The sequence below is a fragment of the Paractinoplanes aksuensis genome, assembly GCF_024137025.1.
Classification (GTDB): domain Bacteria; phylum Actinomycetota; class Actinomycetes; order Mycobacteriales; family Micromonosporaceae; genus Actinoplanes; species Actinoplanes aksuensis.
This window is the reverse complement of record NZ_JAMYJR010000001.1, coordinates 219,259-243,668: the sequence shown is the minus strand read 5'-3', so window position 1 is coordinate 243,668 and position 24,410 is coordinate 219,259. Positions and strand designations below refer to the sequence as shown.

Here is a 24,410-nt window from a genome sequence, read left to right as displayed (position 1 = left end):
ATCCGGTCGGCGCGGACGTCGCTGTTCGAAGTGGTCAGCCCGAGCGAGCCAGATGATGCCTTCGTCGTCGGGGTTCTTCCATCGTGCCGCCGCCCTCCGAAACTCCACCGAAAGACAGTCACGCCAACCAGATACCCCGAGCCACCGATCCGGCTTCCAGTCGTTGATCAACACATGTACCGCTTACGAGGCTTCGCCCTGGTCGCCACGATGGCCCTCGGTTTCGTCTGCCCGCTGGCGCCGTCGACGCCGGCCGAAGCCTGGTCCCGCACAGCGGTCTTCCGGGAGCCGGCGGGGATCGGGCAGGCGATCGATGACGTCCTGGCTGATCCGGTGCTGGCGGGGTCGCAGGTCGGGGTCGTGGTGGCCGACGGCCGGACCGGAGCCACGCTTGTGGACCGCGGTGGGTCGCGGCGGCTGCTGCCCGCCTCGAACACCAAGCTCTTCACGTCGGCCGCTGCTCTGGCCGTCCTGGGACCTGGGCATCGGTTCGGCACCGAGGCCAAGGCTTTCGGCGTACGGCGTGGGGCCGCACTCACGGGCGACCTCTACCTGCGCGGCGAGGGGGACCCGGCCCTCACCCCGGCCGGGCTCGACGCGCTGGCCCGGGATGTGGCCGCATCCGGGTTGCGCGAAGTCACCGGCGATCTGGTGGCTGACGACACCGCTTTCGACTCGCAGCGGCTCGGGCTGGAGTGGGCGTGGGACGACGAGGCGTTCTCAGGGGCGGCTCCTGTCTCGGCGCTGACGGTAGCGCCGGACAACAACTATCTGGCCGGAACCGCGAACGTCAAGGTGTCTCCGTCGCCTGTGGACAGACGGCCGGCCCGCGTGTCGGTGTTCCCGAACAGCAAGCAACTCACCGTGGTCAACCAGGCCATCACCGCCCACGGCATTGCCCCGGTCTCGGTGACTCGCGGCCACGGCACCAACATCCTCACGGTCACCGGGGCCATCCCGAAGGGCGTGCCCGCGGTGATCGAGCCGGTCACCGTCTGGGATGCCACCGCCCTGACGGCTGATGTCTTCCGGCAGGCGTTGCGGCGGCATGGCGTACGGGTGAAGGGCCACATCGTCACCGGCCGGGCCACCCCGGCCGAGGCCGTTCCGCTGGCGCGGCACGCCGGCCCGCCGCTGCGCGAGCTGATGGCGCCGCTGCTCAAGCTGTCCAACAACGGCCTGGCGGAGCTGCTCGTCAAGGCGATCGGCCGGAAGTCGGCCGGGGTCGGTTCGTGGGCGGCCGGCATCAACACGATCGCCGCCTACCTGGCCCGGCTCGGGGTCGACACCACCACGATGCGGCAGGCCGACGGGTCCGGGCTGTCGCGGCGCAACCTCGTGCCACCCGCCGCGTTCGCCCGGTTCCTGGTCGCGGTGCGGGCCGAGCCGTGGTTCGCGACCTGGCACGCGGCCCTGCCGGTGGCGGGCAACCCGGACCGCATGATCGGCGGCACGCTGCGCAACCGGATGCGGGGCACGGTCGCGGCCGGCAACGTGCGGGCCAAGACCGGAACGCTCACCGGTGCCTCGGCGCTGTCCGGATATGTAACCACCCTCGATCACCGTCTGCTCGTGTTCTCGGCGATCGTCAACAACCAGCTGTCACCCTCGGTCACGCCGGTGCTGGACCGGATCGCGGTCGCCCTCGCGGGTTGTCCACAGGACCCGGAAACTGTCGGACCGGCCATGTAGTTTCGCGGCATGCCATCGACGCCGCCGGATCTGCTGCCCGAGACCATTCGCGCCTTGCGCCACCGCTTGGCTACTACCCAGGTGTCCGCGCGGGCTCCCTCGTTGGTGGCCGCCATCGTGCGCGGCGGCCGCCCGGTGTGGCTCGAGGGCTGGGGCAGCGTCGACAGCTCGACCCCGGGCGGCGAGGTGCAATACCGCATCGGCTCGATCACCAAGACGTTCGTGACGCTGCTGGTGCTGCGCCTGCGTGACGAGGGCCGGCTGGCTCTCACCGACCCGCTCGACGCTCACCTGCCGGGCACGAGCGTCGGCGACGCCACCATCGCCTCCCTGCTGTCGCACACCGCGGGTCTGGCCGCCGAGCCGCCCGGGCCGTGGTGGGAGCGCAGCCCCGGCTCGCTGCGCCCCGAGGTGGCCGACGTGCTGCGGGACGACCCGCTGGTGCACCCGCCGGGCCGGCGTTTCCACTACTCGAATCCGGGCTTCGCGCTGCTCGGGGCGCTCGTCGCGAAGCTGCGCGGCCGGCCGTGGACGGAGGCGCTCCAGAGCGAGGTGCTCGACCCGCTGGGCATGAGCCGCACGGGCCCGCAGCCGAGCGCCCCGCACGCTTCCGGCTGGGCCGTGCACCCGTGGGCCGATGTGCTGCTGCCCGAGCCCATCCAGGATTACGGCCCGATGGGCGCGGCCGGTGAGCTGTGGTCCACCGCGACCGACCTGGCCCGCTTCGCCGCGTTCCTGCTGGCCGGCGACGAGCGCGTGCTGCGGGCGGAAAGCCTCGACGAGATGCGCGGGCCCGCCGCCGCGCCCGAGGTGGGCAGCTGGCAGTCCAACTACGGCCTCGGCACCCAGTTGCTGCACCGCGGCGACCGGCTGCTGTCCGGCCACACGGGCTCGGTCCCCGGCTTCCTGGCCACGGTCTGGGTGAGCCGCGACGACGACCTGGGCGCCGTCGTCCTGGCCAACACCACGGCGGGCCTGGCCGTCGGCGGCTTCACGGCCGACCTGCTCGACCTGGTCGCCGAGCGCGAGCCGCGCATCCCCGCCCCGTGGCAGCCGCTCCCCCACATCGACCGCGCGGTCCTCGAGCTGGCCGGCCCCTGGTACTGGGGTCCGGCCCCGTTCGTCCTGCGCCCGCTGGCCGACGGCTGGCTCGAGCTGGGCCCGGTCTCCGGCGGCGACCGCGGCTCCCGCCTGCGCCCCACCGGCGACGGCGCCTGGATCGGCCAGAACGGCTACTTCGCCGGCGAGCCCCTCACCCTGCACCACGACGACACCGGCGCCGTGACCCACCTCGACCTCGGCACGTTCGTCTTCACCCGCCGCCCCTACGACCCGGCCGCCGTCATCCCCGGCGGCATCACCGACCCCGGCTGGCTCACCCGGGAAGGAGCCGACGACAGAGCTGCGAGCTCTACGCCGCCAGCCGCACCATGAAATCCAGCAACGCGGATCGACGGTGAGCGACGACTAACGGCGGCCGCCGGGCGGCTGGCTGCCGGGCGGCTGGCTGCCGGGCGGCTGGCTGCCGGGCGGCTGGCGTTGGCGGCTGGCGGTGGCGGTGGCGGTGGGAACGCTTCCAACCCGAACGTTGGCGCCGTTCGTGCGACAACCCACGCGCCCGGCGAGCCTTGCCGATCGGTGCGAAGTCAGTCTGAAACGTTCGTGGCAGGTGATGAGCCGGCGCGGGCGATGTCTCGGCAGGCGGTGGCGATCAGCAAGCCCACGCCGATGGCGAGCAGGGGCAGCCCGATGCCGAACGGCCGCTCGGCGACCGCGTTCGAGTTGTCGCGCGGGCCGATGTTGGCGAAGCTGGCGGCGACCACGGCCAGGGCCATGACGAGGGTGCCGATCGCGGCGGTCAGGGCGGTCATCGCCGCCGCCACGACGGTCCGGGACCAGAAGGCGGCCACCAGGGCCACCAGCAGGAAAGCGAAGGTGATCAGGGTCCAGCCGCCGCCGGTGCTGAGGGAGGCGTAGCTCCAGCCGGAATACGACCAGCTGTAACCCGATGAGACCCGGAACCATGGGAGCAGGTAGCCGGCCAGGGCCAGCAGCGCCGCGAACAGCATCGCGCCGTCCAGTCCGGCCGTGAGTCGGGGCCGGCCAAGGTCCTTCTGGGTTGTCACCCCAGCATGCTAGGCCATTCAGGGATCGGCGCCCGGCCACCGCCAGAGGGATCAACGGTCCGGCTGCTGTATGAAGGCCCGCGCCTTTAGAGGCCCGGCCGCTGCATGAGGACCCGCCCGCGTGAAGGGCACGGCCGCGCGAAGAGCACAGCCGCGCGAAGAGCACAGCCGCGTAGGGACGGCCCGGCCGCTGCGGGGTCGGTGGCCGGGTGGACAGGCTGGCACGGCTGGGTCGCTCCGGCTGATCGGAGCGACCCGGCGTCGTGTCAGTTCTGGTGGCGCAGGGCGGTGGTGATGGCCTCGATGATGCGCGGGCGCATCTCGGTGGCCTTGATGACCGCGTCGACCGAGCCGACCTCGACCGCGCGCTGGATGCTGTGGACGCGGTCGAATTCCGTGGCCACCTCGCCCAGCTTCTCGGTGCGGACGGTGTTGCGCAGCTCTTCCAGTTCGGCGGCCAGGGCGCTGCGTTCCGCGCCCGCGGCGGCGGCCAGGCGGGCCTCCGCCTCTTTGACCCTCAGGTCTGCGGCCGTGCGGCGGTTGACATCGCCGGTGAAGACGACCGCCGCGGCGGGGGCGCCGCCCAGCACCGAGGCGAACGAGCCCTCCAGCGCCAGTACCGTCATGTTCGGGTTCAGCTGCTTCGAGAAGACCACGAACGCGCCGCCGTGGTAGCGGCTGATCACCGTGAAGACGATCGGGCCCTCGAAGTTGACGATGGCCCGGCCGATCTCGGCGCCGTACTCGAGTTGCAGCTTGCGCATCGACTCGGGAGAGCCGTCGAAGCCGGACAGGTTGGCCAGCACGACCAGCGGACGGTTGCCCGAGGCCGCGTTGATCGCCCGGGCTGCCTTCTTCGACGAGCGCGGGAACAACGTGCCCGCCGTGTAGGTGTCGGGGCCGTCGGTGGGCGGGAAGCCCCGGCGCGGCACCGACTGCGACTCGATGCCCAGCAGGCAGACCGGAATGCCGCCGAGGTGCACGTCCTGCACCACCGCGGTCTCGGCGTCGGCCATGCCGGCCCAGCGTTCCAGCACCGCGTGATCCTGGTCCGCCAGCGCCCGCATCACCACGCGGATGTCGAACGGCTTCTTGCGGTCGGGGTTGGCCGTCGCCGAGAAGATCTGGCCGACCGTGGTGAAGTCGCTGCCCGGCACGTCGTGCGGGAAGTCGGAGATGTCGCGCGTCACCGGGTCGGTCGTGGCGGCCCGCCGCGGGGCCGTCTCGCCCGGTACGACGTACGTGTGGTCGTAGTGGGCCATCAGCACGTCGCGCGCGCCGGCCAGGTTGGGCGCCCAGTACTGCGCCTGCCCGTTGGGGCCCATGACCCGGTCGTAGCCGCCGATGCCGAAGTTGTCCTCGGCCGACACGCCGCCGGAGAAGTCGAGCGACTGCTTGCCGGTCAGCACCATGGCCGAGTCCGGCGTCATGATCAGCACGCCCTTGGTGTGCATGAGCATCGTCGCTTCGGCGTTCCAGTACGGCTGGGCGCCCACGTTGATGCCGGCCACCACGATGTTGATCTCGCCGCCGTCCTGGGTGAACTCGACGATCCGCTTGAGCGCGGCCGCCACCCAGTCCATGTTCTCGGTGCCCGACTCCATCGAGATCCGGGCCCCGGCCGACAGCGCCCACCACTCGAGCGGTACCCGCATCGACTGAGCCAGATCGATCGCGGCGATCACTCGGCGGCATTCAGGCTCGGAGAGCGCTCCTAGCGCCTTGGTCGGGTCGCCGAGCAACACCACACGGGTGATTCCCTCAGCGTGGCGCCCCGAAGAAGTAGTTACCACGCCCGCGACGAGCGCCGCCGTGTTGCGTCCCTTGGGCCGGTCGACCGGCACCAGCGCGTTCGCGGCGTCCAGGTCGTGCTCGACGAACGAGCCGAGCAACCCCGTCAGCTCGTACGGGTAGACGGTGTTGCGGGCCGCGGCCCGCAGGACCTTGAGGCGGTAGTTGTCGAGCGGCTCGATCGGCTCTTCCGACGGCTCGCCGACGGTCAGCACCGGGGCGCCGGTCGCGTCGTTCGAGATGCGGACGGCCACCTTGGCCAGCGTGCCCGTCGCCGGGTCGCGGTAGCGGCCGATGAACAGGATCTCTTCCAGGCCCGCACCCGCGCTGGTGGGCAGGATGCGGCGGGCGATCATCTCCATCTCGTCGGGCGTGATCGAGATCGGCGGCCACACGTAGATGACGATCCGGTTGGTGCTGAACCGCTTGTCCGACGGCCGCTGGGACTGGGCCCGGCGGATCGAGTCGAGGCAGGTGGCGATCGTCTCCTCGGCCGTGGGCAGGGCGACCAGGCGGCCGTCGTGCTCGCGGAGCTCGGTCAGGTCGCGGACCTGGGCGAAGGCCACGAGCCGGTCGTCGCCCGGGTTCTCGCGGGCCACGCAGCGGAACAGGTAGATCTCTTCGTCCGAGGACGGCAGGCGGGTCAGGTCGAACTTGCGGAGCCGTTCGAGCTGCATGCGCTGGGCGATGTACGGGTGCAGGCCGCGGATCAGCCTTTCCTCGCTCAGCCCGGTGCTCGACGGCCGCCACGTGAAGTGGTGGTGCATGACCGCGCCACCGCGCCCGGCGACTGTGGTGGTGAGCCGCCGCACCGGCGCGGGCAGCGGGTGGGCGCCGACCACCTCGTGCAGGGCGGCCGCCATGGCGTCGGGGTCGGCCGGCTGGCCCTCCCACGACAGGTAGATGTCGGCGTCGATCGCGACGTCCCCGGCCAGCGCGGCCAGCCCGTCGAGGGCCGGGCCCAGCTGGTCGAACGGCACGGCCGCGGACACGACCCACGAGCCTTCGCGCTCGGCCACCACGAACTGGCCGGAGGTGCGGACCCCGGTGATCCCCTTGTTGCCGTAGTAGCGCCGGGTCAGCACCTCGAGCATGACCGAGTTGTCGAGGTCGTGCCGCACGAGGCGCTGGCCGAGCAGGCGCACCAGCGGTTCGGTGCTACGGACCATCTCGGCGATCCGGTCGGCGCGGTCGGGCGCGGCCGGCACCGAGTCGAGGTGCCGCAGGCTCTTGCGGACGCCGGCGTAGACCCGGGCCCGGTTGCGCAGCAGCAGCGGCTGGCCGAACCACGAGAACACGACGCCGCGGGCCAGGTCGGCCAGGGCCGGGTAGCGGACCTGGGTGGCCGCGATCAGCCGCTCCAGGGCCAGGCCGGACGGCTCGCGCAGCGTCTCCTCGGGCGGCGACGAGCGCAGCCAGGTGCGCAGCAGCGTCGCGACCAGGTTGGCGTCAGCCGACGCACGCTGCTGGGCCAGGAAGATCCGGAAGACGGCGGCCTCGAGCTCGGGCGTGCGCTCGAGCTCCTTGATGCCGTAGTGGCCGAGCGCCTTGGACAGCCGGGACTGGAAGGACTCGGGCAGGCCGGCCCGCTCGACGTCGAGGCTCTGCAGGTAGGTGTGGAAGTACTCGCGGGCGCTGCGGACGTGGGTGTCCGACGTCTCCTCGCCGGCCGGGCGGTTGCGGCTCAGCTCGGCCAGGTCGGCGAAGACCTCGATCAGCTCGACCTCGCCGGCCAGCGGGCGGTGGCTGGTCTCGGAGGCGGCGGCCAGGTATCCAGCCAGCACGCGGCTCTCGTCCAGCGGGTCGGCGTCGAAGCCGAGCAGCTGGCTGCGCAGGTCTTCCTGACCGAGGGCGGCCCGTCGGACGGCCGACGCCTCGGGCGCGGGCGGCAGGTCGATCTCGACGTGCTCGGACGCCGCGTCCTGTTCGGCCTCGGCGTCGCCGATCGGCTCCAGGCGCAACAGGGGTGCCCCCGAGTCGACCTTGGCCCCCACGGCGACCAGGCATTCCTTGACGCGGGCCTTGAACGGGGCCCGGATCACGGCCTCCATCTTCATGGCCTCGAGAACGAGCACCGGCGCGCCCGACTCGACCTCGGCCCCGACCGCGAGCGGCGTGGCGATGACCAGCGCCGGCATGGGTGAGCGCAGCACGCCACCCTCGTCGCGGCTGACCCGGTGGTTGACGCCGTCGACCTCGACCAGGTGAATCGCGCCGTGCGCGCCGGTCAAGATCTTGTGGCGGCGGCCGTTGACGGTGATCCGGCCGGTGTGCTCGTCGAAGCGCTCCAGCTCGACGTCGGCCAGGCGCAGGTCGCTGCCGGCCTCGATGGCGACGCGGAACCGGCGGGCGCCGACCCGGGCCACGCGGACGCGGTAGGTGGCGCCGCGCAGCTTCAGGTCGAGGGGGCGGCCGCTCTCGTGGCGCACCTGGGGGCGGCCGCCGAACGCGGTCGACAGCAGACGCTGCTTCTCGGTGAGCTCTTCCTCCTCGTACGCCTCGATGGCGGCCACGGCCAGCGCGACGGCCGAGTGCTTGTGCGAGACCAGGCGGCCCTCGCCGCGGACGCGGTCGATCCACCCCGTGTCGGCCGAGCCGTCGACGACCTCGGGCTGGTCGAGCAGGTCGAGCACGAAACTCTTGTTGGTCGCTCCGCCCTCGATGACGACGGTCGTCTCGGCCATCGCCCGGCGCAGGCGGCCCAGGGCTTCGTCGCGGTTTTTCCCGTACGCGATGACCTTGGCGATCATCGAGTCGAAGTCGCCCGGAATGGTGTCGCCCGCGCTGACGCCGGTGTCGACCCGGATGCCCGGACCGGCCGGCAGGTCGAGCCGGGCGATCCGACCTGGCGACGGCGCGAAGTCGCGGTCGGGGTCCTCGGCGTTGAGCCGGGCCTCGACGGCGTGCCCGCGCTCGGCCGGCGGCTCGCCGGTCAGGCGCCCGCCCGAGGCGACGTGCAGCTGGGCCTTGACCAGGTCGAACCCGGTGGTCGACTCGGTGATCGGGTGTTCCACCTGCAGGCGCGTGTTGACCTCGAGGAAGGCCAGCAGGTCGTCGCCGGGGTGGTACAGGAACTCGACCGTCGCCGCGCCCCGGTAGCCGACCCGGACGGCGAGCCGCTCGGCCGACGTCTTGAGCTCGACGACGCGGTCAGGCGGGAGCACCGGCGACGCCGACTCCTCGATGACCTTCTGGTTGCGGCGCTGCACCGAGCAGTCGCGCACGCCCAGCGCCCACGCCGTGCCCTCGCCGTCGGCGATGACCTGCACCTCGACGTGGCGGGCCCCGGTGACCAGGCGCTCCAGGAAGACGATGCCGCTGCCGAAGGCGCGCGCGGCCTCCTGGCTGGTGCGCTCGTAGGCGTCGGCCAGCTGGTCGGGGTCGCGCACGACGCGGATGCCGCGGCCGCCACCACCGGCGGTGGCCTTGAGCATCAGCGGGTAGCCGATGGTCTCGGCGGCGGCCAGCGCGGCCTCCAGGGTCTCGACCGACCCGCGGCTCCACGGCGCGACGGGCACGCCGACCTCTTCGGCGATCAGCTTGGCGCCGATCTTGTCGCCCAGCTTGCGCATGGCCTCGGGGCTGGGCCCGATGAAGGTGATCCCGATCCGCTCGCACAGCTCGGCGAACGCCGGGTCCTCGGCGACGAAACCCCAGCCGACCCAGGCGGCGTCGGCCCCCGAGTCGATCAGCGCCCGTTCGAGCGTCTTGAGGTCGAGGTACGGCCGGGACGCGGCCGGACCCAGGTCGTACGCGATGTCGGCCTCGCGGACGAAGGTGGAGCCTCGATCGACGTCGGTGAACAGCGCCACCGTCTCGATCGGGGCGCCGGTCTCCGCGGCCAGCTCACGGACGGCGTGGATGAGACGCATGGCGGCTTCACCACGGTTGACGATGGCGATACGACTGAACACTCGAACGGGCCCCTACCTCTGCCAAAAAGCTTCGACAGGAGACTACAGAAGTGCCGCGCCGGGGGGTACGGCGTTCGGCTCCGGGTACTACCGCTAGCAGGAATGCGCACACCACTACGACCTGGAAACCTTCATCTCGTGACACTGCGTTGCCTGCTCGTGGACGATAACGACCACTTCCTCGCCGCCGCCCGTGACCTGCTGGAGCGGGAGGGACTGGTCGTCGCCGGCATCGCGTCCGACATTGCCGGGGCGCTCGGGCGCGCCGGCGAGCTGGGCCCCGACGTCGCCCTGGTCGACATCAACCTGGGTGGCGAGAGCGGCTTCGACCTGGCCCGGCGCCTCTCCCCCACGCCTGTGATCATGATCTCGACGCACAGCGGCGACGACTACGAGGACCTGATCGAGGACTCGCCCGCGATCGGCTTCCTGAACAAGGTCGAGCTGTCCGGTTCCGCGGTCATCCAGCTGGTCAGCGCGCTTCCAGGAAGGTGAGCACGGCCAGCACCCGCCGGTGGTGATCGTCGGTCTCGGGCAGTTTCAGCTTGCTCAGCACGCTGCGGACGTGCTTCTCGACAGTGCCCTCGGTGATCCACAGCCGGCGGGCGATGCCGGAGTTGGACTGCCCCTCGGCCATCTGGGCCAGCACCTCGCGCTCGCGGGTGCTCAGCGCGGCCAGCGGGTCGTCCCGCCGCCGGGCTGTCACCAGCTCGCTGACCAGGCCGGGGTCGATGACCGAGCCGCCGCCGGCGATCCGCTCGACCGCGGCCAGAAACTCGGTGACATCGGTGATCCGGCTCTTGAGCAGGTAGCCGATCTTGCGGCCGCCGGCCAGCAACTCCATGGCCTGGTCGACGTCGGCGTAGGCCGAGAGCACGAGCACGCCGGTGCCGGGCAGCTCGGCCCGGATCTGCTGGGCCGCCTGCAGACCCTCGGTGGTGTGCGTCGGCGGCATCCGCACGTCGACCACGACCAGGTCGGGCTGGGTCGCCCGCACCAGCTTGAGCAGCTCGGTGGCGTCGCCGGCCTGGCCCAGCACGTCGAGCCCCTCGCGGGTGAGCAGACTCGCGATCCCCTCGCGCAAAAGCACGTCATCCTCGGCCAGTACGACCCGCAGCCCCGTCATGGCAGAGATTATGCGGGTACCGGCTAGCCGGTATCGAGGAGTGGGGCTGGCCTCGATGTGTGACGCGCGCGATTTCACGAGTCTGTTGTCATGTGCAACCACACCCCGGAATGCCCGGCCATCGACCAGCCGGGATGGGAGACCGCAGCGATGCTCGTCCACCACGAGGACCTCGGCTGGCGCATGTTGTGCAACGGCGCGATCGTCATGGACGCCGCCGTCCAGCCCGTCGTCACGCCCCTGCCGGCCCGAGCCGCGCGCACTCGAACCCGTACGCGCCGGACCGCGGCCTATCGGAAGCAGAGCGCTCAGCCGATCGCCGCCTGACCCTTCTTCGCGTACGCGGCCCGGCTCTTTTCGATGTGCGGCACATGCTGCAGGGCCCAGCCGGCCAGCGCGAGCGCGGGCGGCAGCAGGCTCTGCCCGGTCGGGGTCAGCTCGTACTCGACCCGAGGCGGCACCTCGGCATGGACCGTGCGTTCGACCAGCCCGTCCCGCTCGAGGTTGCGCAGCGTCAGCGTCAGCATCCGCTGCGAGATGCCGGGGATCTGGTGCTGCAGGTCGGTGAAGCGCACCCGGCTGCGGTCGAGCGTCGCGACCACCAGCAGCGTCCATTTGTTGCAGATCTGATCGAGGATCGCGCGCAGGGTCTTGCCGCCGTCACCCCGGATCATGCACGTGTGCTCGTAGTCGGACACGGCACCTCCCTGTTCCTCAGGCACATGAATGTGCCTTTTGTAAGCCTGGCATGAGTACCGCATGATGTTGCTACTTACGATCAGTAACCATAGGGGCTGAGCATGGAAATCGCGTACTGGATCGTCGCCGGGCTGCTGGCCTTCTTCTACCTCTACTCGGGCGCGATCAAGGCGCTGCGCAGCCGGGAGCAGCTGCGGCCGATGATGGGCTGGGTCGACAGCATGCCCATGTCGCTGGTCAAGACCATCGGCATCCTGGAGGTACTGGGCGCGATCGGGCTGATCCTGCCGCCGCTGACCGGGATCGCGCCGGTGCTGGCCCTGCTCTCGGCCGTTGGGCTCGTGCTCGTGCAGATCGGTGGCATCGTCGTGCACCTGCGGCGGGGCGAGACCAAGGTGATCGGTCTCAACATCGCGCTACTGCTGCTCGCCGCCGTGGCCGCCTGGCTCGCCACGGTGTGGTTGTAGGGGGATCCGGGCCGTGACCGTGGTGCCGGCGCCGGGTGGGCTGGTCACGTCGAGCGTGCCGCCCAGGGCCTCGGTGCGGTCCTTGAGGCCGAGCAGCCCGGTGCCGCCCGCGAAGTCGGCGCCGCCCGCGCCGTCGTCGTGGACGCACAAGTGCAGGCAGTCGTCGGCCTCGCTCACCTCGATCCGCACGACCGTGGCGTCGGCGTGCTTGACCGCGTTGGTCAGCACCTCGGAGGCCACGTAGTACGCGCCAACCTCGACCGGCTGGGGCGGGCGGACGGCCAGCCGCACGTCGACCTCGACCGGCAGCGGCGAGCGGCGGGCCAGCGCGCGCAGGGCCGGCCGCAGCCCCGAGTCGGACAGCACGGCCGGGTGGATGCCCCGGGACAGCTCGCGCAGCTCGTCGATCACCGTCATCAGGTCGGTGCCGATCTCGGCCACCTCGCCGGGCTTGTCGTCGTCGTGGGTGGCCGTCCGCAGCCGCAGGGCGAGCGCGACGAGCCGCTGCTGGGCGCCGTCGTGCAGGTCGCGCTCGATGCGGCGGCGGGCCTCGTCGGCCGCGGCCACGATGCGGGCCCGGGAGCTGATCAGTTCGGCCCGGCTCTGCGCGTCGGCGACCGCGGTCGCCACCAGTTCGGTGTAGTCGCTCATCCGGGCCTCGGTGTCGTCGGGCAGCTGCGACTCGGCCGACCCGACGGCGAACATGCCCCAGAGGCGGCCGTTCACGACCACGGGCACGCCGGCCGCGGTGGCGTCGAGGCGGTAGGCCCGGGCGTTCTCGCGGACATGTCGGATCAGCTCGGGCGGCACGACCGGGGCGGAGAGACCGGCGCGGGCCAGCTCGGTCGTCGAGCCGTCCAGTTCGTACCGGACGAGGGTGGCCGTGTCGCTGCCCAGATGGTCGCGGACCTCACGGGTCACCGCCTCGAAGATGCGGGCCGGGGCCTCCCCCTTCGCGATGAGCAGGGCGAGCCGGCGCAGCGAGGCCTGCACCTCGGCCATGTCGCCGCGCGCCCGCTCGGCCGCCACGGCCCGGCGACTGGTGACCGTCGCGACCGTGCCGACGATCACGGCCATGCCCAGGAACGTCGCCAGCAGCGTGTACGCGGCCTCGGACAGCTCACGCAGCGGCGGCAGGTAGAACCAGTCGTAGGCCAGGATCGCGGCCGTGCCGATGGGCAGCGCGTACAGGATGCCGAGGGCGCGCGCGAACAGCAGCACCACGGCCAGCAGCACTGCGGCGAACGGGATCGGGTGGATGTCGTCGCGGGCCAGCGTGCATACGACGCGGGCGATCGCGAACGACACCACGCCGGCCACAGCGGCCAGCACGACCTGCAGCGGAAGCGGGATCCGCGTACGGGAGAGCACGGGCCGAGGCTACCGGCGGAGCACCCGATTGCCTGCGGCGCCGATCACCTCGATGCCCTCGCCGGTCGCCACCAGCACCTCGGTGCCGGTGTCGCGGATCGCCTCGACCTCGCGGATGTCGGCGCTGACATCGGTGACCAGGGCGGCCACGTCGGTCACGGGGCTGATCCCGGCCAGGCAGACCTTGCCCACCTTGGACCCGTCGGCGACCACGATCACCTGGTCGGCCCGGCGGATCATCGTGGCGTTGGTGTTGGCCTCGATCTCGTCGTGCGTGGTGAGGCCGCCGCGGGCGGTGATGCCGTCGACGCCGACCACTGCGACCTCGATGTTGAGCCCCTGCAGGGCGTTGTCGGCGATCGGGCCGACCAGCTCGTAGGACTGGGTGCGGGAGACACCCCCGGTCATGATCAGCTTGAGGCGGGGGCGCAGGGCCAGCTCGCCCGCGATGTTGAGCGCGTTGGTGACCACGGTCAGGTCGACCCGGTCGGCCAGCAGCCGGGCCAGCATGTGGGTGGTCGTGCCGCCGGTCAGGCCGAGGGTGAGCGGGCCCTTGGGCAGCATCGAGGCGACGACCCGCGCGATGGTCGACTTCTCCTCGCGGTGCTGGCCGGTCCGATAGCGGACGGGCAGCTCGTAGGCCACGTCCATGGCCACCGCGCCGCCGTGGGTGCGCGAGAGCAGCCGCTGGTCCTCGAGCACCTGCAGGTCGCGCCGGATGGTCGCGGGCGAGACCCGGAACAGCTCGGCGAGGTCACCCGCGTCGACCGAGCCGTGCTCGGAGACCCGTTCCAGAATGGCCGACACCCGCTCGGCGCGCCGGAGCGACATGGTTCCTCCCTCATTGAGCAAACGCGCAGTCAAAATAGTTCGTTTCTTGTCGAAGAGCCAACTTCTCTTGTGCGAGTGTGAGCGAGGTCCAACAATCCGCCCATGACGGTGATCGCTTTTCTGGGCGCCGGCAGCGTGGTCTTCACCCGCGAGCTGCTGGCCGACATCCTGTCCTTCGACGAGCTGCGCGACGTCACCCTGGCCCTGCACGACATCGACCCCGAGCGGCTCGAGACGGCCGAGCTGATCGCCCGCCGCACCGCCGATCAGCTGGGCGCCAGCCCGGCGATCACGGCGAGCCTGGACCGCCGCGCGGTGCTGGACGGCGCCGACTTCGTGATCAACTCGATCCAGGTCGGCATGTACGAGGCGACGGTCCGCGACTTCGAGATCCCGGCCAAGTACGGGCTGCGCCAGACCATCGGCGACACGCTCGGGGTGGGCGGCATCTTTCGCGCGCTGCGCACCTTCCCGGTGCTCGACGCGATCGCTTCCGACATGCTCGAGCTCTGCCCCGACGCTTGGCTGCTGAACTACACCAATCCGATGGCGATGAACGTCGCGTACCTGAGCGCGGTCGCGCCGCGTCTTCGGGTGGTGGGGCTCTGCCACTCGGTTTTCTGGACGGTTCACGATCTGGCCGACCTGCTCGGGGTGCCGCTGGAGGAAGTGGACTACACCGGCGCGGGCGTGAACCATCAGGCGTGGCTGCTGCGCTTCGAGCACCGGGGCGAGTCACTGTATCCGCGGCTCGACGCTCTGCTGGCCGACGATCCACAGCTGCAGCGACGCGTGCGCATGGACATGTACCGGCGGCTCGGCTACTTCCCGACCGAGACCAGCGAGCACTCCTCCGAGTACGTGCCGTGGTACCTGCACAGCGAGGCCGAGATCGCCCGTCTGCGCATCCCGGTCGGCGACTACCTCGGCATCAGCGCCGACAACGTGGCCGAGTACCACGCCACCCGGCGCTCGCTGCTGGCCGGCGAGCCGCTCGATCTGACCCGGGAAGCGACCGAATACGCGCCGCAAGTCATCCACAGCATGGTGACCGGGCAGCAGCGCCGCATCCACGCCAATGTGCCCAATCACGGGCTCATCTCGAACCTTCCCGAGGGGTACGCGGTGGAGGTGCCCTGCGTGGTCGACCGCCTCGGCGTGCGGCCCGAACGGGTGGGAGCGCTGCCGCCGCAGTGCGCCGCGCTCAATCGCTCGTTCGTCAACGTCGGCCAGTTGACCGTGCAGGCCGCGCTCGACGGCGACCCGCGCCTGGTCCGCCAGGCCGCGATGGTCGACCCCAACACCGCCGCATCCCTGACTGTGGACCAGATCTGGGCGCTGTGCGACGAGCTGACCGCCGCCCACGGCGACCTGATCCCGGCCGTCCTCCGATGAGCAAACGCTCAGTTCACAATGCTCGTTTGATGCTCGGATCTTGTTAAGCGAGCAGAAACGAGCATAATCCGCAGACATGAATGTGACTGCCACCGAGGTTGCCAGTCAGCCCGACGTCTGGGCCCAGGCCCTCGACCTCGCGGACCCGGGGCGACGGGAACTCGCCGCCCCGGGCGAGCGGATGCTCGTGCTCGGCTGCGGCACCTCGTGGTTCGTCGCCGAGAGCATCGCCCAGCTGCGCGAGGGGGCCGGTCTCGGTGAGACCGACGCCGTCTGCGCCTCCGAGTACGTGCCGCGCCGCCGCTACGACCGGGTGGTGGCGGTGACCCGCTCCGGCACGTCGACCGAGGTGCTCGACGCGCTGCGGCAGGTGCCGGCGGGCACCCGGCGCGTCGTCGTCACCGCGGTCGACGGCCGGCCGGTCGACGACCTGTCCGACGCCCGGCTGCTGCTCGACTTCGCCGACGAGGGCAGCGTCGTGCAGACGCGCTTCCCGACCTCGGTGCTGACGCTGGCCCGGGCCGCGTTCGGCGCCGACCTCACCCGGGCCGTCGAGGACGGCTTCCAGGCTCTGCGGGCCGACCTCCCGGCCGACCCGGCCGACATCGACCACCTGGTCTTCCTCGGCACCGGCTGGACCGTGGGCCTGGCCCACGAGGCGGCGCTCAAGGTGCGCGAGGCCGCCCAGGCCTACTCCGAGTCCTACCCGGCCATGGACTTCCGGCACGGCCCGGTCGCCGTGGCCGGCCCCCGCAGTCTCGTCTGGTCGCTGGGCGACGTGCCCACCGCCCTCGACGACGTGGCCCGCAGCGCCGGCGCCACCGCATACCGCGACGCCCTCGACCCGCTGGCCCAGCTCGTGCTCGTCCAGCGTTTCGCCCTGGCCCTGGCCGCCCACCGCGGCCTCGACCCCGACACCCCCCGATTGCTCACCCGCTCAGTCGTCCTCACCTGAACCGCCCCCTTCACCAGCGGAGGTGCCCTGAGATGACCAAACCCCTTCGACTGCTCGCCGGCGGTGTCGGCGCGGCACTGCTGTTGTCCGCCTGCATGGGCGGCACGTCCGACGACGGCAAGGATTCCGCCGCCGGTTACGACCCGGCCGCCACCGTCGAGCTGACCTGGTGGACCGGGCAGACCGAGGAGGCCGAGAAGGTCGCCGAGGGCCTGGCCGCCGAATACCACGCGGCCCACCCCAATGTCACGATCAAGACCTCGCCCGGCGCCCCGACCACCGACGACCTGCTGACCAAGCTGTCGGCCGGGTTCGCCGGGGGCAGTTACCCCGACATCTCGTACGCCTACGGCAACTGGGCCGGCGACCTCGGCGCCAGCGGCAAGACGCAGGACCTGACCTCGTACGTGCAGGATCCGTCCTTCAAATGGACGGAGATGCCCGAGGCGGCGCGCACGGTGGCCACGGCCGACGGCAAGGTGATCGGCGTTCCGGCGCTGGTCGACAATCTCGCGGTCATCTACAACAAGGCGATCTTCGACAAGGCCGGCGTCGGCTACCCCACCGACGACTGGACCTGGGACGACTTCCGGGCGGCGGCCAAGAAGCTGACCGATCCGGCGACCAAGACGTACGGCACCGCCTACTCCGTGTCGGGCAGCGAGGACACGACGTGGCACCTGTGGCCGTTGCTATGGCAGAACGGCGGCAAGATCCTCGACGGCACCAAGCCCGCCTTCAACTCCGACGCCGGGGTGAAGGCCCTCGAGACGCTGCGCGGGATGGCCGTCGATGACAAGTCCATGTACCTCGACCAGACCGACGAGAAGTACCACCCCCTGTTCAACAGCGGGCGCGTCGCCATGATCATCACTGGGCCGTGGGCGCTGCTCGAGATCAAGGAGGCCAAGCTCTCGTACGGCGTCTCGAACCTGCCCGGCGTGAACGGTGACCACCAGACGGTCTCGGGCCCCGACCTGTGGGTGTTGTTCGACCACGACGACGCCAACCGGGCCGGCGCCGCCCGCGACTTCATCAAGTGGCTGACCAGCGCGCAGACCGACGCCAAGTGGAACCTGGCCGTGGGCAATCTGCCGCTGCGCTCGTCCGAGCAGAGCACGCCCGAGTTCGCCGCGTACGTCAAGGAGTACCCGGGCGGTCAGAAGTTCTTCGACAACCTGGCCAACGCCAAGCAGGCCCGGCCGACCGTGCCCGGCTACGAGGTGCTGTCGCGCAACGTCGGTGACGCGATCGCCTCCGTCCTGCAGGGGAAGGCGTCGCCCAAGGACGCGCTGGACGCGGCGGCCCAGAAGTCGGCCGACGCCGTGGTGAACTGATGGCGTTGACGTTCGCGGCCTCGTCGCACGCCGTGGTCCGGAAGGTTTCGCCGCGCGGCCGCGCCGTGCGGCGGAGCCTGACCGGCTGGGCCTTCGCCGGCCCGGCCACCGTGCTGGTCGTCGGGTTGTCGCTGTTCCCGGCGATCTGGGCCTTCTTCATCTCGCGGGCCCGGTGGAACGGCATCTCCCCCGGCGTCCCGGTCGGCTGGAGCAACTACCAGCGCCTGGCCACCGACCCCGACATGCTGGCGGCGGCGCGGCACACCCTGCTGCTGACCGTGCTGTTCGTACCGTCGTCGATCATTCTCGGCATCGTGGTCGCGATCGCGCTCAACCAGCGCATCCGGCTGATCGGTTTCTACCGGACGTGCATCTTTGTTCCGTACGTGGCCTCGGCCGCGGCTACCGGCATCCTGGCCGGGTTCGTGTTCAACCCCCAGTTCGGCGCGGCCAACGACGTGCTGCGCCACCTCGGGATCCCGCAGCAGCAGTTCCTCGAGAGCCCGACCCAGGCCCTGTTCGTGATCTGCCTGATCGCGCTCTGGGGCGAGGTCGGCTTCTGCACCGTCATCTACCTGGCCGCGCTGCAGGACATCCCGCGCGAGCTGGTCGAGGCGGCCACCATGGACGGCGCTTCCCGCTGGCGCGTGTTCCGCCACATCACGCTGCCGGAACTGCGCCCGGTCACCGTGTTCACGGCCGTGTGGCAGACGATCACCGCCGTACAGCTGTTCGATCTGATCTACACGACGACCCGCGGCGGGCCGCTGAACAGCACCCAGACGGTCGTCTACTACATCTACGAGCTGGCCTTCCAGACCCAACGACTCGGGTACGGGGCCGCGGCCGCCTACCTGCTGTTCGCGGTCACCCTGATGCTGACCGTCGGCATCATCTGGTACAGCCGCCGCCGAGGGTCGGAGGTCTTCTGATGCGCCGCTGGCTGCCCTTCAGCCCCTGGCACCTGTTGCTCATGCCGCTGGCCCTGCTGTTCGTCCTGCCCCTGGTCCAGATGGTGCTGACCTCGTTCATGAGCAGTGCCGAGATCAACCAGTTCCCGCCCAAGCTGTTCCCGACCTCGCTGCACCTCGAGGGCTACCGCGCCCTGCTCACCGAGACCCCGGCCCTGCGCTGGTTCGGCAACACGGTGCTGGTCTCGACGGTGGCCGTGCTGGCCCACCTGGTGCTGTGCTCGATGGCCGGCTACGGCTTCGCCCGCCTCAAGTTCGCCGGCCGCGGCCTGGCCTTCCTGGTCATCGTGGCCACGGTCATGATCCCGATCCAGCTGCTGATGATCCCGACCTACCTGATGTTCGCCCGCCTCGGCATCGTCGACACCCTGGCCTCGGCCTTCGTCCCGTGGCTGGCCTCGGCGTTCGGCATCTTCCTGATGCGCCAGTTCTTCCTGGCCCTGCCGGTCGAGCTCGAGGAGGCGGCGCGCATCGACGGCTGCGGCACCTGGCGGACGTTCTGGAGCATCGTGCTGCCGCTGGCCCGGCCCGCGCTGGCCACGCTGGCCGTGTTCACGCTGCTCTCCAGCTGGAACGACCTGCTGTGGCCGCTCATCGCCATCTCGGACGACAACCGGTTCACGCTGCAGGTCGGCCTGGCCAACTTCCAGGGCATGCGGCGTACGGAATGGTCGCAGCTCATGGCCGGCAACGTGCTCGCCACCGCGCCGCTCATCCTGGCCTTCCTCTTCGCCCAGCGGAAGTTCATCGCCACCATGACGTTCTCCGGCCTCAAAGGCTAGATTTTCCGTCTAGCTTATGGACTGATAGTCTGGCCGCCATGAGTGACGCCGACGCGATCCTGGGCGCGCTGCACCCCGTGCTCGACGGCCTGGCGGCGACCTTCGGGCCGGCCTGTGAGGTGGTGCTGCACGACTACCGGCAGGGCGAGCAGTCGGTCGTCGCGGTCGCGGGCTCGGTGACCGGTCGCCGGGTCGGCGGCGCTCTGAGCGAGATCGGCCTGGCCGTCCTGGCCCAGGGCGACGCCGCGACGAACGACCTGAACTACGTCACCCGCGCCCCCGACGGCCGGCTGATCAAATCGTCGACCATGCCGCTGCGGGACAGCGCCGGGCACGTGTTCGGGGCGCTGTGCGTCAACATCGACGTCACCGTGCTGCGCCAGGCCGGCGACCTGCTGACCGCGCTGGCCGGGGCCGCGCCGGCCGCAGCCGAGCTGACGACGTTCAGCGACGACTTCGACGACGTGGTCGAATCGCTGATCCGGGCCGAGGAATTGGCCCGCGGCAAACCCGTGGCCGGCCTGACCCGTGCCGAACGCCTGGCCCTGCTGGCCGCCCTCGACCGGCGCGGCGTCTTCTCGGTCCGCAACGCCGCGCCCCGGGTCGCCCAGCGGCTCGGGGTCTCCCGGTCCGGCCTCTTCGCCGACCTGGCCGCCTGCCGCAAGACCCCTACCAGCGACAAGGACGAGCAATGACAGGCACGCTGATGGATCCGGACACGCCCTTCCTGGCCGTGGACCCGGCGACCGTCCAGGCCAACATCCGGCGGCTGCGGCAGCACCTCGACGGCCTCGGCGTGACCCTGCGGACCCACGTCAAGACGGCGAAGTCGGTGGCGGTGGCCGCGCTGCACGACGAGGGCCGGCCCCACCCGATCACGGTGTCGACCCTGGCCGAGGCCGAGGCGTTCGCCGACGCCGGCTACCGCGACATCGTCTATGCGGTCGGGATCGATCCGCACAAGCTGCCCCGCGTGGCCGCCCTGCGCGCCCGGGGCGTGGATCTCGTGGCGCTTCTCGACAGCGTCGAGCAGGCGGCAGCCCTGCCGGCCGGTCTGCCCGCCCTGATCGAGGTCGACTGCGACGGGCACCGCGGCGGCGTGCAGCACGACGATCCGGCGCTCCTGCAGATCGCACGGACGCTGGTCGACGGCGGGGCCGAGCTGCGGGGCGTGCTGCTGCACGCGGGCGAGTCGTACTACGCCATCGGCGACGACGCGCTCCGGGCCGCAGCCGAGAACGAACGACTCACGGCCGTACGGGCGGCCGAAGCGCTGCGCGCGGCCGGGCACGACGTCCCGGTGGTCAGCGTGGGCTCGACCCCGACGGCCCACTTCGCGGCCGACCTGACCGGGGTGACCGAGGTCCGCGCGGGCAACTTCGTCTTCTTCGACCTGGTGATGGCCGGCATCGGGGTGTGCTCCCTCGACGACCTGGCCCTCACGGTGATCACCACGGTCATCGGCCACCGCCCCGACAAGGGCTGGATCCTGACCGACGGCGGCTGGATGGCCACCTCGCGCGACCGCGGCACGTCCCGCCAGCGCGTCGACCAGGGCTACGGCCTGGTCACGAACCTCGACGGCCACCCGTACGCCGACCTGCTCATGACCGACGCCAGCCAGGAACACGGTGTGTTGTCGGTCCGCCCCGGCAGCTCGGCGACCCTGCCGGACCTGCCCGTCGGCACCCGCGTGCGGATCCTGCCCAACCACGCCTGCGCGACGGCGGCCCAGCACGACCACTACCAGGTGACCGACCCCGAGTCCCCGGACCACGCGATCCGGGCCGTCTGGCCGCGGGTCCGGGGCTGGTGAATCACCCGCGCGGGTAGTCCTCGTCGTCCTCGCCGTCGTCGAGACCCGGACGGCCCACCGGGTGGGCGCTGCCGGACCAGGACATGCGGACCACGATGTGGCCCTCGGCGGCGGTGCGGGCGAACACGGCCGAGCCGGCCTCGGCCTTGAACTTCACGCCGAACTCGAGCTCGATCGACTCGGGCGCGGTCTCACCCGCGCGGAACGTGTCGAGCGCCTTGAGCGCGATGTCGCGCACGCCGCCCAGCGCCTGCTCGAGCGTCTCGCGGGCCTTGAAGATCCGGCCGTCGAACGCGACCTCGCCGAACCCGGCGTCCGGGGTGTCGATCTCGATCAGGACGGCGCTGCCGTCGTCGGCCTGCACCTGCATGAGCTCGCTCGGCACGTTCGGTCCCTCCCGGGGGTTGTGTCGGGTCAGTCGAGCATCCTCTGTCGACGGTCCCGGCACCATCGGCTGTCCGCCCGTTGACTTCCCCGAAGCGGGACGACATACGCATTCCGATCATCGCCCCGCCCGGAATGGCCGCGGCCATGCTCTGCTCAGCGGCGACGCTCCCCCTGCTCGGCCCGATGACCAGGATCGGCGTCGTCCGCCCAGGGTCTGTTTCGCCGCGAAACAGACCCTAGATGGAGAGCGTGGGCTGGGGGCGGCCCAGGTGATAGCCCTGGCCGTGGTCGCAGCCCAGCTCACGCAGCAGTCGTTCCTGTTCGGCGGTTTCGATGCCCTCGGCGGTGACTGTCATGCCGAGGGCGTGGCACGCGTCGATGATGTGGCCGAGCACGTCGCGGCGCTGGGTGTCGAGCAGGAACTCGGCCGCCAGCTTGGCCTCGGCGAACGGCAGCGTGGTGAGCACGGCCAGGCTGGAGTAGCCGGTGCCGAAGTCGTCGAGGGCCAGCCGCACGCCGAGCGCGGCCAGGCCGGTCAGCACCGAGCGGTACTGCAGCGCCTCGGCCGTCTCGGTGATCTCGAGCTGGAGGCGGGCCGCGGGCAGCTCGGTGCGGTGCAGGATGTCGGCCACCGAGGCGACCAGACCCGGGTCGCGCAGTTGCACCGGCGAGAGGTTGACGCTGATCAACCCGCCGGGGCCGGCTGCGGCCCGGCGGCAGGCCACCTCGAGCAGGTGGCGGCCGAGCGGGCGGATCAGGCCGGTGCGCTCGGCGACCGGGATGAACCGGAGGGGCATGACCAGCCCGGCGCCGGGGCGGGGCCAGCGGGCCAGGGCCTCGGCGCCGATCACCGTGCGGTCGGACAGGCGCATCAGGGGCTGGTAGTGCAGGGTGAACTCGCCGCGGTCGAGGGCGGCCGGCATCTCGGCCGCCAGGTGGTGGCGGCGGCGCTCGTCGTCGGCCCGGGCCGGGTCGAACAGGGCCGGGCCGAGCTGGTCGTGCCGGGCCCAGCGCAGGGCCAGCCGGGCGTCGTGCAGCCAGCCGTCGGGGTCGGTGCCCGCGGCCGGGCGTTCGACCAGACCGGCGTGGGCGGTGACGTGCAGGTCGTGGCCGTCGATCGGGAACGGGGCGGCCAGCAGCTGCAGCGCCTGGTCGGCCACCTTGATCAGGTCGTCGGGCCCGGTCGTGCCGGGCACCAGGACGGCGAACAGGTCGACCGCGAGGTGGGCCAGGATGCCCAGCGGCCGCAGCCGGCGGGCGATCGTGGCCAGCAGCCGGTGCCGCCGCTCGTCGCCCAGGGTGTCGGCCAGCTCGTCGAGCTGGTCGAGGCCGAGCAGCAGCAGGCCGCTGCGGCCACCACCGAGATCGGCCAGGGTTTTGCGCAGGTGTTGCTCGTTGGGCAGGCCGGTGTCGGGGCTGTGCAGCAGGGCTTGTTGCAGGCGCCTTTGCAGGTCGAGCTGGACCGCGCGCCAGTGGATCTTTTCGGAGCGGTTCATCTCTTCCGCGGCCCGGACGGCCAGGTCGCGCTGGGCGGCCACGAAGCCGACGCTTAGATTTTCCAGCAGGGCCAGGACCCGCTCGCGGGACTGCTCGCCGAGCAGCGCCGGCAACTGACCGGCCAGCAGGTGGACGGTCGTGCCGAGCACCGGCGGGGCCGACATGCGCAGGTCGACCAGTTCGACCCCGATGCGGCGGCCCGGTGCGGGGTCGAACGGCTCGGCCCGGACGGCGGCCACGAACTCTTCGAGCAGGTCTTCGAGCGCCGAGCGGGCCCGGGCCCGGACACCGGGGACGAAGCCGGCCGCCACCACCCCGCGCAACCACTCGTCGGTCAGCGCGGCGTACGAGGTCATGCCCTCTTCCTCGCCATCGCCACCAGCACGGTGGGCTGCGGCGGGTCGGCCGCCTCGTCGGGGTCGGGATGCCACTCGGCCGAGCCGGCCACGCCCGGCGGCAGCAGCTCGAACTCGTCGCCGAGGAGCGCGGCGATCTGCTCGCGGCTGCGGATCACGAGCGGGGTCGGCGTCTTCTCGTACAGCCGGCGGGTCTGTTCCTGCGCCTCGCGCCCCTCGGGGGTTGATGCGGGGCCGAAGTGGGAGAGGACCAGGTGGCTGCCCGAGACCAGCGGCTCGCCGAGCCGGCGCAGGATGGCGGCCGGGCCGGCCGAGTCGGGCACGAAGTGCAGCACGGCCACGGTGAGCACGGCCATCGGCTCGGAGAAGTCGAACAGATCGAGCACTTCGGGGTGGTAGAGGATGTCGTCGGGCTTGCGCAGGTCACCCTGAACGACCCGGGCGTACGGGTTGCCGACGAGCAGGCTGCGGCTCTGTTGCACGGCGATCGGGTCGATGTCGACGTACATCACCCGGGCCTCGGGGTCGGCCTCTTGCGCGACCTCGTGCACGTTGCCGAGCGTGGGGATGCCCGAGCCGATGTCGAGGAACTGGCGGACGCCGAGCGCGGTCAGCCGCCGGACGGCCCGGCCCAGGAAGGCGCGGTTGGCCCGGGCCACGAGCCGCGCGTCGGGGAACATCTTCTCGGCCCGGTGCCAGAACTCGCGGTCGACGGCGAAGTTGTGCACCCCGCCCAGCGCGTAGTCGTAGACGCGCGACGCGTCCGGCACGGTGATGTCGACGCCTTCCGGCACCCAACCATACGATTCGGTCATTTCGGTCCCCTCCCACGCGGGCAGCAAACAGCCTACTGCCCAAAGTGGAGGGAGCGCTCGACGAGCACAATCTGCCACACTC

21 protein-coding genes are annotated in these 24,410 nt (G+C 71.4%); 12 read left to right on the top strand and 9 right to left on the bottom strand.

Features of this window, described 5'->3' with window-relative positions; genetic code table 11:
- Nucleotides 1–174 precede the first annotated feature (174 nt).
- Complete coding sequence (gene dacB, locus M1L60_RS01140) at nucleotides 175–1,692, top strand: D-alanyl-D-alanine carboxypeptidase/D-alanyl-D-alanine endopeptidase (RefSeq protein ID WP_253235330.1); 1,518 nt, start codon at nucleotides 175–177, stop codon at nucleotides 1,690–1,692.
- A 9-nt stretch (nucleotides 1,693–1,701) separates the two neighbouring features.
- On the top strand, nucleotides 1,702–3,126 hold the full coding sequence (locus M1L60_RS01135; protein WP_253235329.1) for a serine hydrolase domain-containing protein: 1,425 nt from the start codon (nucleotides 1,702–1,704) through the stop codon (nucleotides 3,124–3,126).
- A gap of 212 nt (nucleotides 3,127–3,338) precedes the next feature.
- On the opposite strand, the gene M1L60_RS01130 is transcribed toward M1L60_RS01135, so the two are convergent.
- Nucleotides 3,339–3,818, bottom strand: coding sequence for a hypothetical protein (locus M1L60_RS01130; protein ID WP_253235328.1), 480 nt, complete (start codon nucleotides 3,816–3,818; stop codon nucleotides 3,339–3,341).
- 266 nt (nucleotides 3,819–4,084) lie between these two features.
- A complete protein-coding gene (locus M1L60_RS01125) occupies nucleotides 4,085–9,523 on the bottom strand; it encodes an ATP-binding protein (RefSeq protein ID WP_308208404.1) in 5,439 nt (1,812 codons plus the stop codon).
- Between the two features lie 138 nt (nucleotides 9,524–9,661).
- Between M1L60_RS01125 and M1L60_RS01120 the strand changes: the two genes are divergently transcribed.
- Complete coding sequence (locus M1L60_RS01120) at nucleotides 9,662–10,018, top strand: response regulator (protein ID WP_253235326.1); 357 nt, start codon at nucleotides 9,662–9,664, stop codon at nucleotides 10,016–10,018.
- Here M1L60_RS01120 and M1L60_RS01115 read toward each other — a convergent pair.
- On the bottom strand, nucleotides 9,996–10,640 hold the full coding sequence (locus M1L60_RS01115) for a response regulator transcription factor (RefSeq protein WP_253235487.1): 645 nt from the start codon (nucleotides 10,638–10,640) through the stop codon (nucleotides 9,996–9,998). The genes M1L60_RS01120 and M1L60_RS01115 overlap by 23 nt on opposite strands.
- Nucleotides 10,641–10,739: 99 nt before the next feature.
- Between M1L60_RS01115 and M1L60_RS01110 the strand changes: the two genes are divergently transcribed.
- Nucleotides 10,740–10,976 carry a DUF5999 family protein gene (locus M1L60_RS01110; protein ID WP_253235325.1) on the top strand — a complete coding sequence of 79 codons (237 nt, stop codon included), beginning with the start codon at nucleotides 10,740–10,742 and terminating at the stop codon, nucleotides 10,974–10,976.
- Here the strand turns inward: M1L60_RS01110 and M1L60_RS01105 are convergent.
- Nucleotides 10,958–11,347 (bottom strand): winged helix-turn-helix transcriptional regulator, encoded by a 390-nt coding sequence (locus M1L60_RS01105; RefSeq protein WP_253235324.1) that lies wholly within the window; start codon nucleotides 11,345–11,347, stop codon nucleotides 10,958–10,960. The two genes, M1L60_RS01110 and M1L60_RS01105, sit on opposite strands and share 19 nt — an antisense overlap.
- A 102-nt stretch (nucleotides 11,348–11,449) precedes the next feature.
- On the opposite strand from M1L60_RS01105, the gene M1L60_RS01100 reads away from it, so the two are divergent.
- Entirely contained in the window at nucleotides 11,450–11,815 is a 366-nt protein-coding gene (locus M1L60_RS01100) for a DoxX family protein (protein ID WP_253235323.1), read from the top strand.
- Here the strand turns inward: M1L60_RS01100 and M1L60_RS01095 are convergent.
- Together M1L60_RS01095 and M1L60_RS01090 are read right to left on the bottom strand one after the other, a co-directional pair.
- Complete coding sequence (locus M1L60_RS01095; RefSeq protein WP_253235322.1) at nucleotides 11,765–13,186, bottom strand: GAF domain-containing sensor histidine kinase; 1,422 nt, start codon at nucleotides 13,184–13,186, stop codon at nucleotides 11,765–11,767. The genes M1L60_RS01100 and M1L60_RS01095 overlap by 51 nt on opposite strands.
- Before the next feature lie 9 nt (nucleotides 13,187–13,195).
- Nucleotides 13,196–14,017 carry a DeoR/GlpR family DNA-binding transcription regulator gene (locus tag M1L60_RS01090; protein WP_253235321.1) on the bottom strand — a complete coding sequence of 274 codons (822 nt, stop codon included), beginning with the start codon at nucleotides 14,015–14,017 and terminating at the stop codon, nucleotides 13,196–13,198.
- 102 nt (nucleotides 14,018–14,119) lie between these two features.
- Here M1L60_RS01090 and M1L60_RS01085 point away from each other — a divergent pair, with 102 nt between their 5' ends.
- From M1L60_RS01085 to M1L60_RS01055, 7 genes are all read left to right on the top strand, one after another.
- A complete protein-coding gene (locus M1L60_RS01085) occupies nucleotides 14,120–15,412 on the top strand; it encodes an alpha-glucosidase/alpha-galactosidase (RefSeq protein WP_253235320.1) in 1,293 nt (430 codons plus the stop codon).
- A gap of 76 nt (nucleotides 15,413–15,488) precedes the next feature.
- Nucleotides 15,489–16,367, top strand: coding sequence for an SIS domain-containing protein (locus M1L60_RS01080; protein WP_253235319.1), 879 nt, complete (start codon nucleotides 15,489–15,491; stop codon nucleotides 16,365–16,367).
- A 32-nt stretch (nucleotides 16,368–16,399) separates the two neighbouring features.
- Nucleotides 16,400–17,704 carry an ABC transporter substrate-binding protein gene (locus M1L60_RS01075; protein ID WP_253235318.1) on the top strand — a complete coding sequence of 435 codons (1,305 nt, stop codon included), beginning with the start codon at nucleotides 16,400–16,402 and terminating at the stop codon, nucleotides 17,702–17,704.
- Nucleotides 17,704–18,636 carry a carbohydrate ABC transporter permease gene (locus M1L60_RS01070; RefSeq protein WP_253235317.1) on the top strand — a complete coding sequence of 311 codons (933 nt, stop codon included), beginning with the start codon at nucleotides 17,704–17,706 and terminating at the stop codon, nucleotides 18,634–18,636. The genes M1L60_RS01075 and M1L60_RS01070 overlap by 1 nt, the downstream gene beginning before the upstream one ends.
- Entirely contained in the window at nucleotides 18,636–19,457 is an 822-nt protein-coding gene (locus M1L60_RS01065) for a carbohydrate ABC transporter permease (RefSeq protein ID WP_253235316.1), read from the top strand. Before M1L60_RS01070 ends, M1L60_RS01065 begins: the two co-directional genes overlap by 1 nt.
- A gap of 38 nt (nucleotides 19,458–19,495) precedes the next feature.
- Nucleotides 19,496–20,152, top strand: coding sequence for a helix-turn-helix transcriptional regulator (locus M1L60_RS01060; protein ID WP_253235315.1), 657 nt, complete (start codon nucleotides 19,496–19,498; stop codon nucleotides 20,150–20,152).
- On the top strand, nucleotides 20,149–21,273 hold the full coding sequence (locus M1L60_RS01055) for an alanine racemase (RefSeq protein ID WP_253235314.1): 1,125 nt from the start codon (nucleotides 20,149–20,151) through the stop codon (nucleotides 21,271–21,273). The genes M1L60_RS01060 and M1L60_RS01055 overlap by 4 nt, the downstream gene beginning before the upstream one ends.
- 1 nt (nucleotide 21,274) lies before the next feature.
- On the opposite strand, the gene M1L60_RS01050 is transcribed toward M1L60_RS01055, so the two are convergent.
- The 3 genes from M1L60_RS01050 to M1L60_RS01040 all read right to left on the bottom strand — a co-directional run bounded on the left by M1L60_RS01050 (nucleotide 21,275) and on the right by M1L60_RS01040 (nucleotide 24,328).
- Nucleotides 21,275–21,658, bottom strand: a complete 384-nt coding sequence (locus tag M1L60_RS01050; RefSeq protein WP_253235313.1) for a CU044_2847 family protein — start codon at nucleotides 21,656–21,658, stop codon at nucleotides 21,275–21,277.
- Nucleotides 21,659–21,896: 238 nt separating this feature from the next.
- Nucleotides 21,897–23,513, bottom strand: coding sequence for a putative bifunctional diguanylate cyclase/phosphodiesterase (locus tag M1L60_RS01045; protein ID WP_253235312.1), 1,617 nt, complete (start codon nucleotides 23,511–23,513; stop codon nucleotides 21,897–21,899).
- Nucleotides 23,510–24,328 (bottom strand): SAM-dependent methyltransferase, encoded by an 819-nt coding sequence (locus tag M1L60_RS01040; RefSeq protein ID WP_253235311.1) that lies wholly within the window; start codon nucleotides 24,326–24,328, stop codon nucleotides 23,510–23,512. The genes M1L60_RS01045 and M1L60_RS01040 overlap by 4 nt, the downstream gene beginning before the upstream one ends.
- Between the last annotated feature and the right edge of the window lie 82 nt (nucleotides 24,329–24,410).

Bases quoted from the DNA above. Each gene is read 5' to 3' on its own strand.
- M1L60_RS01065 (WP_253235316.1), top strand. From the start codon at position 18,636: ATGCGCCGCTGGCTGCCCTTCAGCCCCTGGCACCTGTTGCTCATGCCG.
- M1L60_RS01100 (WP_253235323.1), top strand. From the start codon at position 11,450: ATGGAAATCGCGTACTGGATCGTCGCCGGGCTGCTGGCCTTCTTCTAC.
- M1L60_RS01080 (WP_253235319.1), top strand. From the start codon at position 15,489: ATGAATGTGACTGCCACCGAGGTTGCCAGTCAGCCCGACGTCTGGGCC.
- M1L60_RS01045 (WP_253235312.1), bottom strand. From the start codon at position 23,513: ATGACCTCGTACGCCGCGCTGACCGACGAGTGGTTGCGCGGGGTGGTG.
- M1L60_RS01070 (WP_253235317.1), top strand. From the start codon at position 17,704: ATGGCGTTGACGTTCGCGGCCTCGTCGCACGCCGTGGTCCGGAAGGTT.
- M1L60_RS01040 (WP_253235311.1), bottom strand. From the start codon at position 24,328: ATGACCGAATCGTATGGTTGGGTGCCGGAAGGCGTCGACATCACCGTG.
- M1L60_RS01075 (WP_253235318.1), top strand. From the start codon at position 16,400: ATGACCAAACCCCTTCGACTGCTCGCCGGCGGTGTCGGCGCGGCACTG.
- M1L60_RS01060 (WP_253235315.1), top strand. From the start codon at position 19,496: ATGAGTGACGCCGACGCGATCCTGGGCGCGCTGCACCCCGTGCTCGAC.
- M1L60_RS01135 (WP_253235329.1), top strand. From the start codon at position 1,702: ATGCCATCGACGCCGCCGGATCTGCTGCCCGAGACCATTCGCGCCTTG.
- M1L60_RS01110 (WP_253235325.1), top strand. From the start codon at position 10,740: ATGTGCAACCACACCCCGGAATGCCCGGCCATCGACCAGCCGGGATGG.
- M1L60_RS01085 (WP_253235320.1), top strand. From the start codon at position 14,120: ATGACGGTGATCGCTTTTCTGGGCGCCGGCAGCGTGGTCTTCACCCGC.
- dacB (WP_253235330.1), top strand. From the start codon at position 175: ATGTACCGCTTACGAGGCTTCGCCCTGGTCGCCACGATGGCCCTCGGT.
- M1L60_RS01055 (WP_253235314.1), top strand. From the start codon at position 20,149: ATGACAGGCACGCTGATGGATCCGGACACGCCCTTCCTGGCCGTGGAC.
- M1L60_RS01090 (WP_253235321.1), bottom strand. From the start codon at position 14,017: ATGTCGCTCCGGCGCGCCGAGCGGGTGTCGGCCATTCTGGAACGGGTC.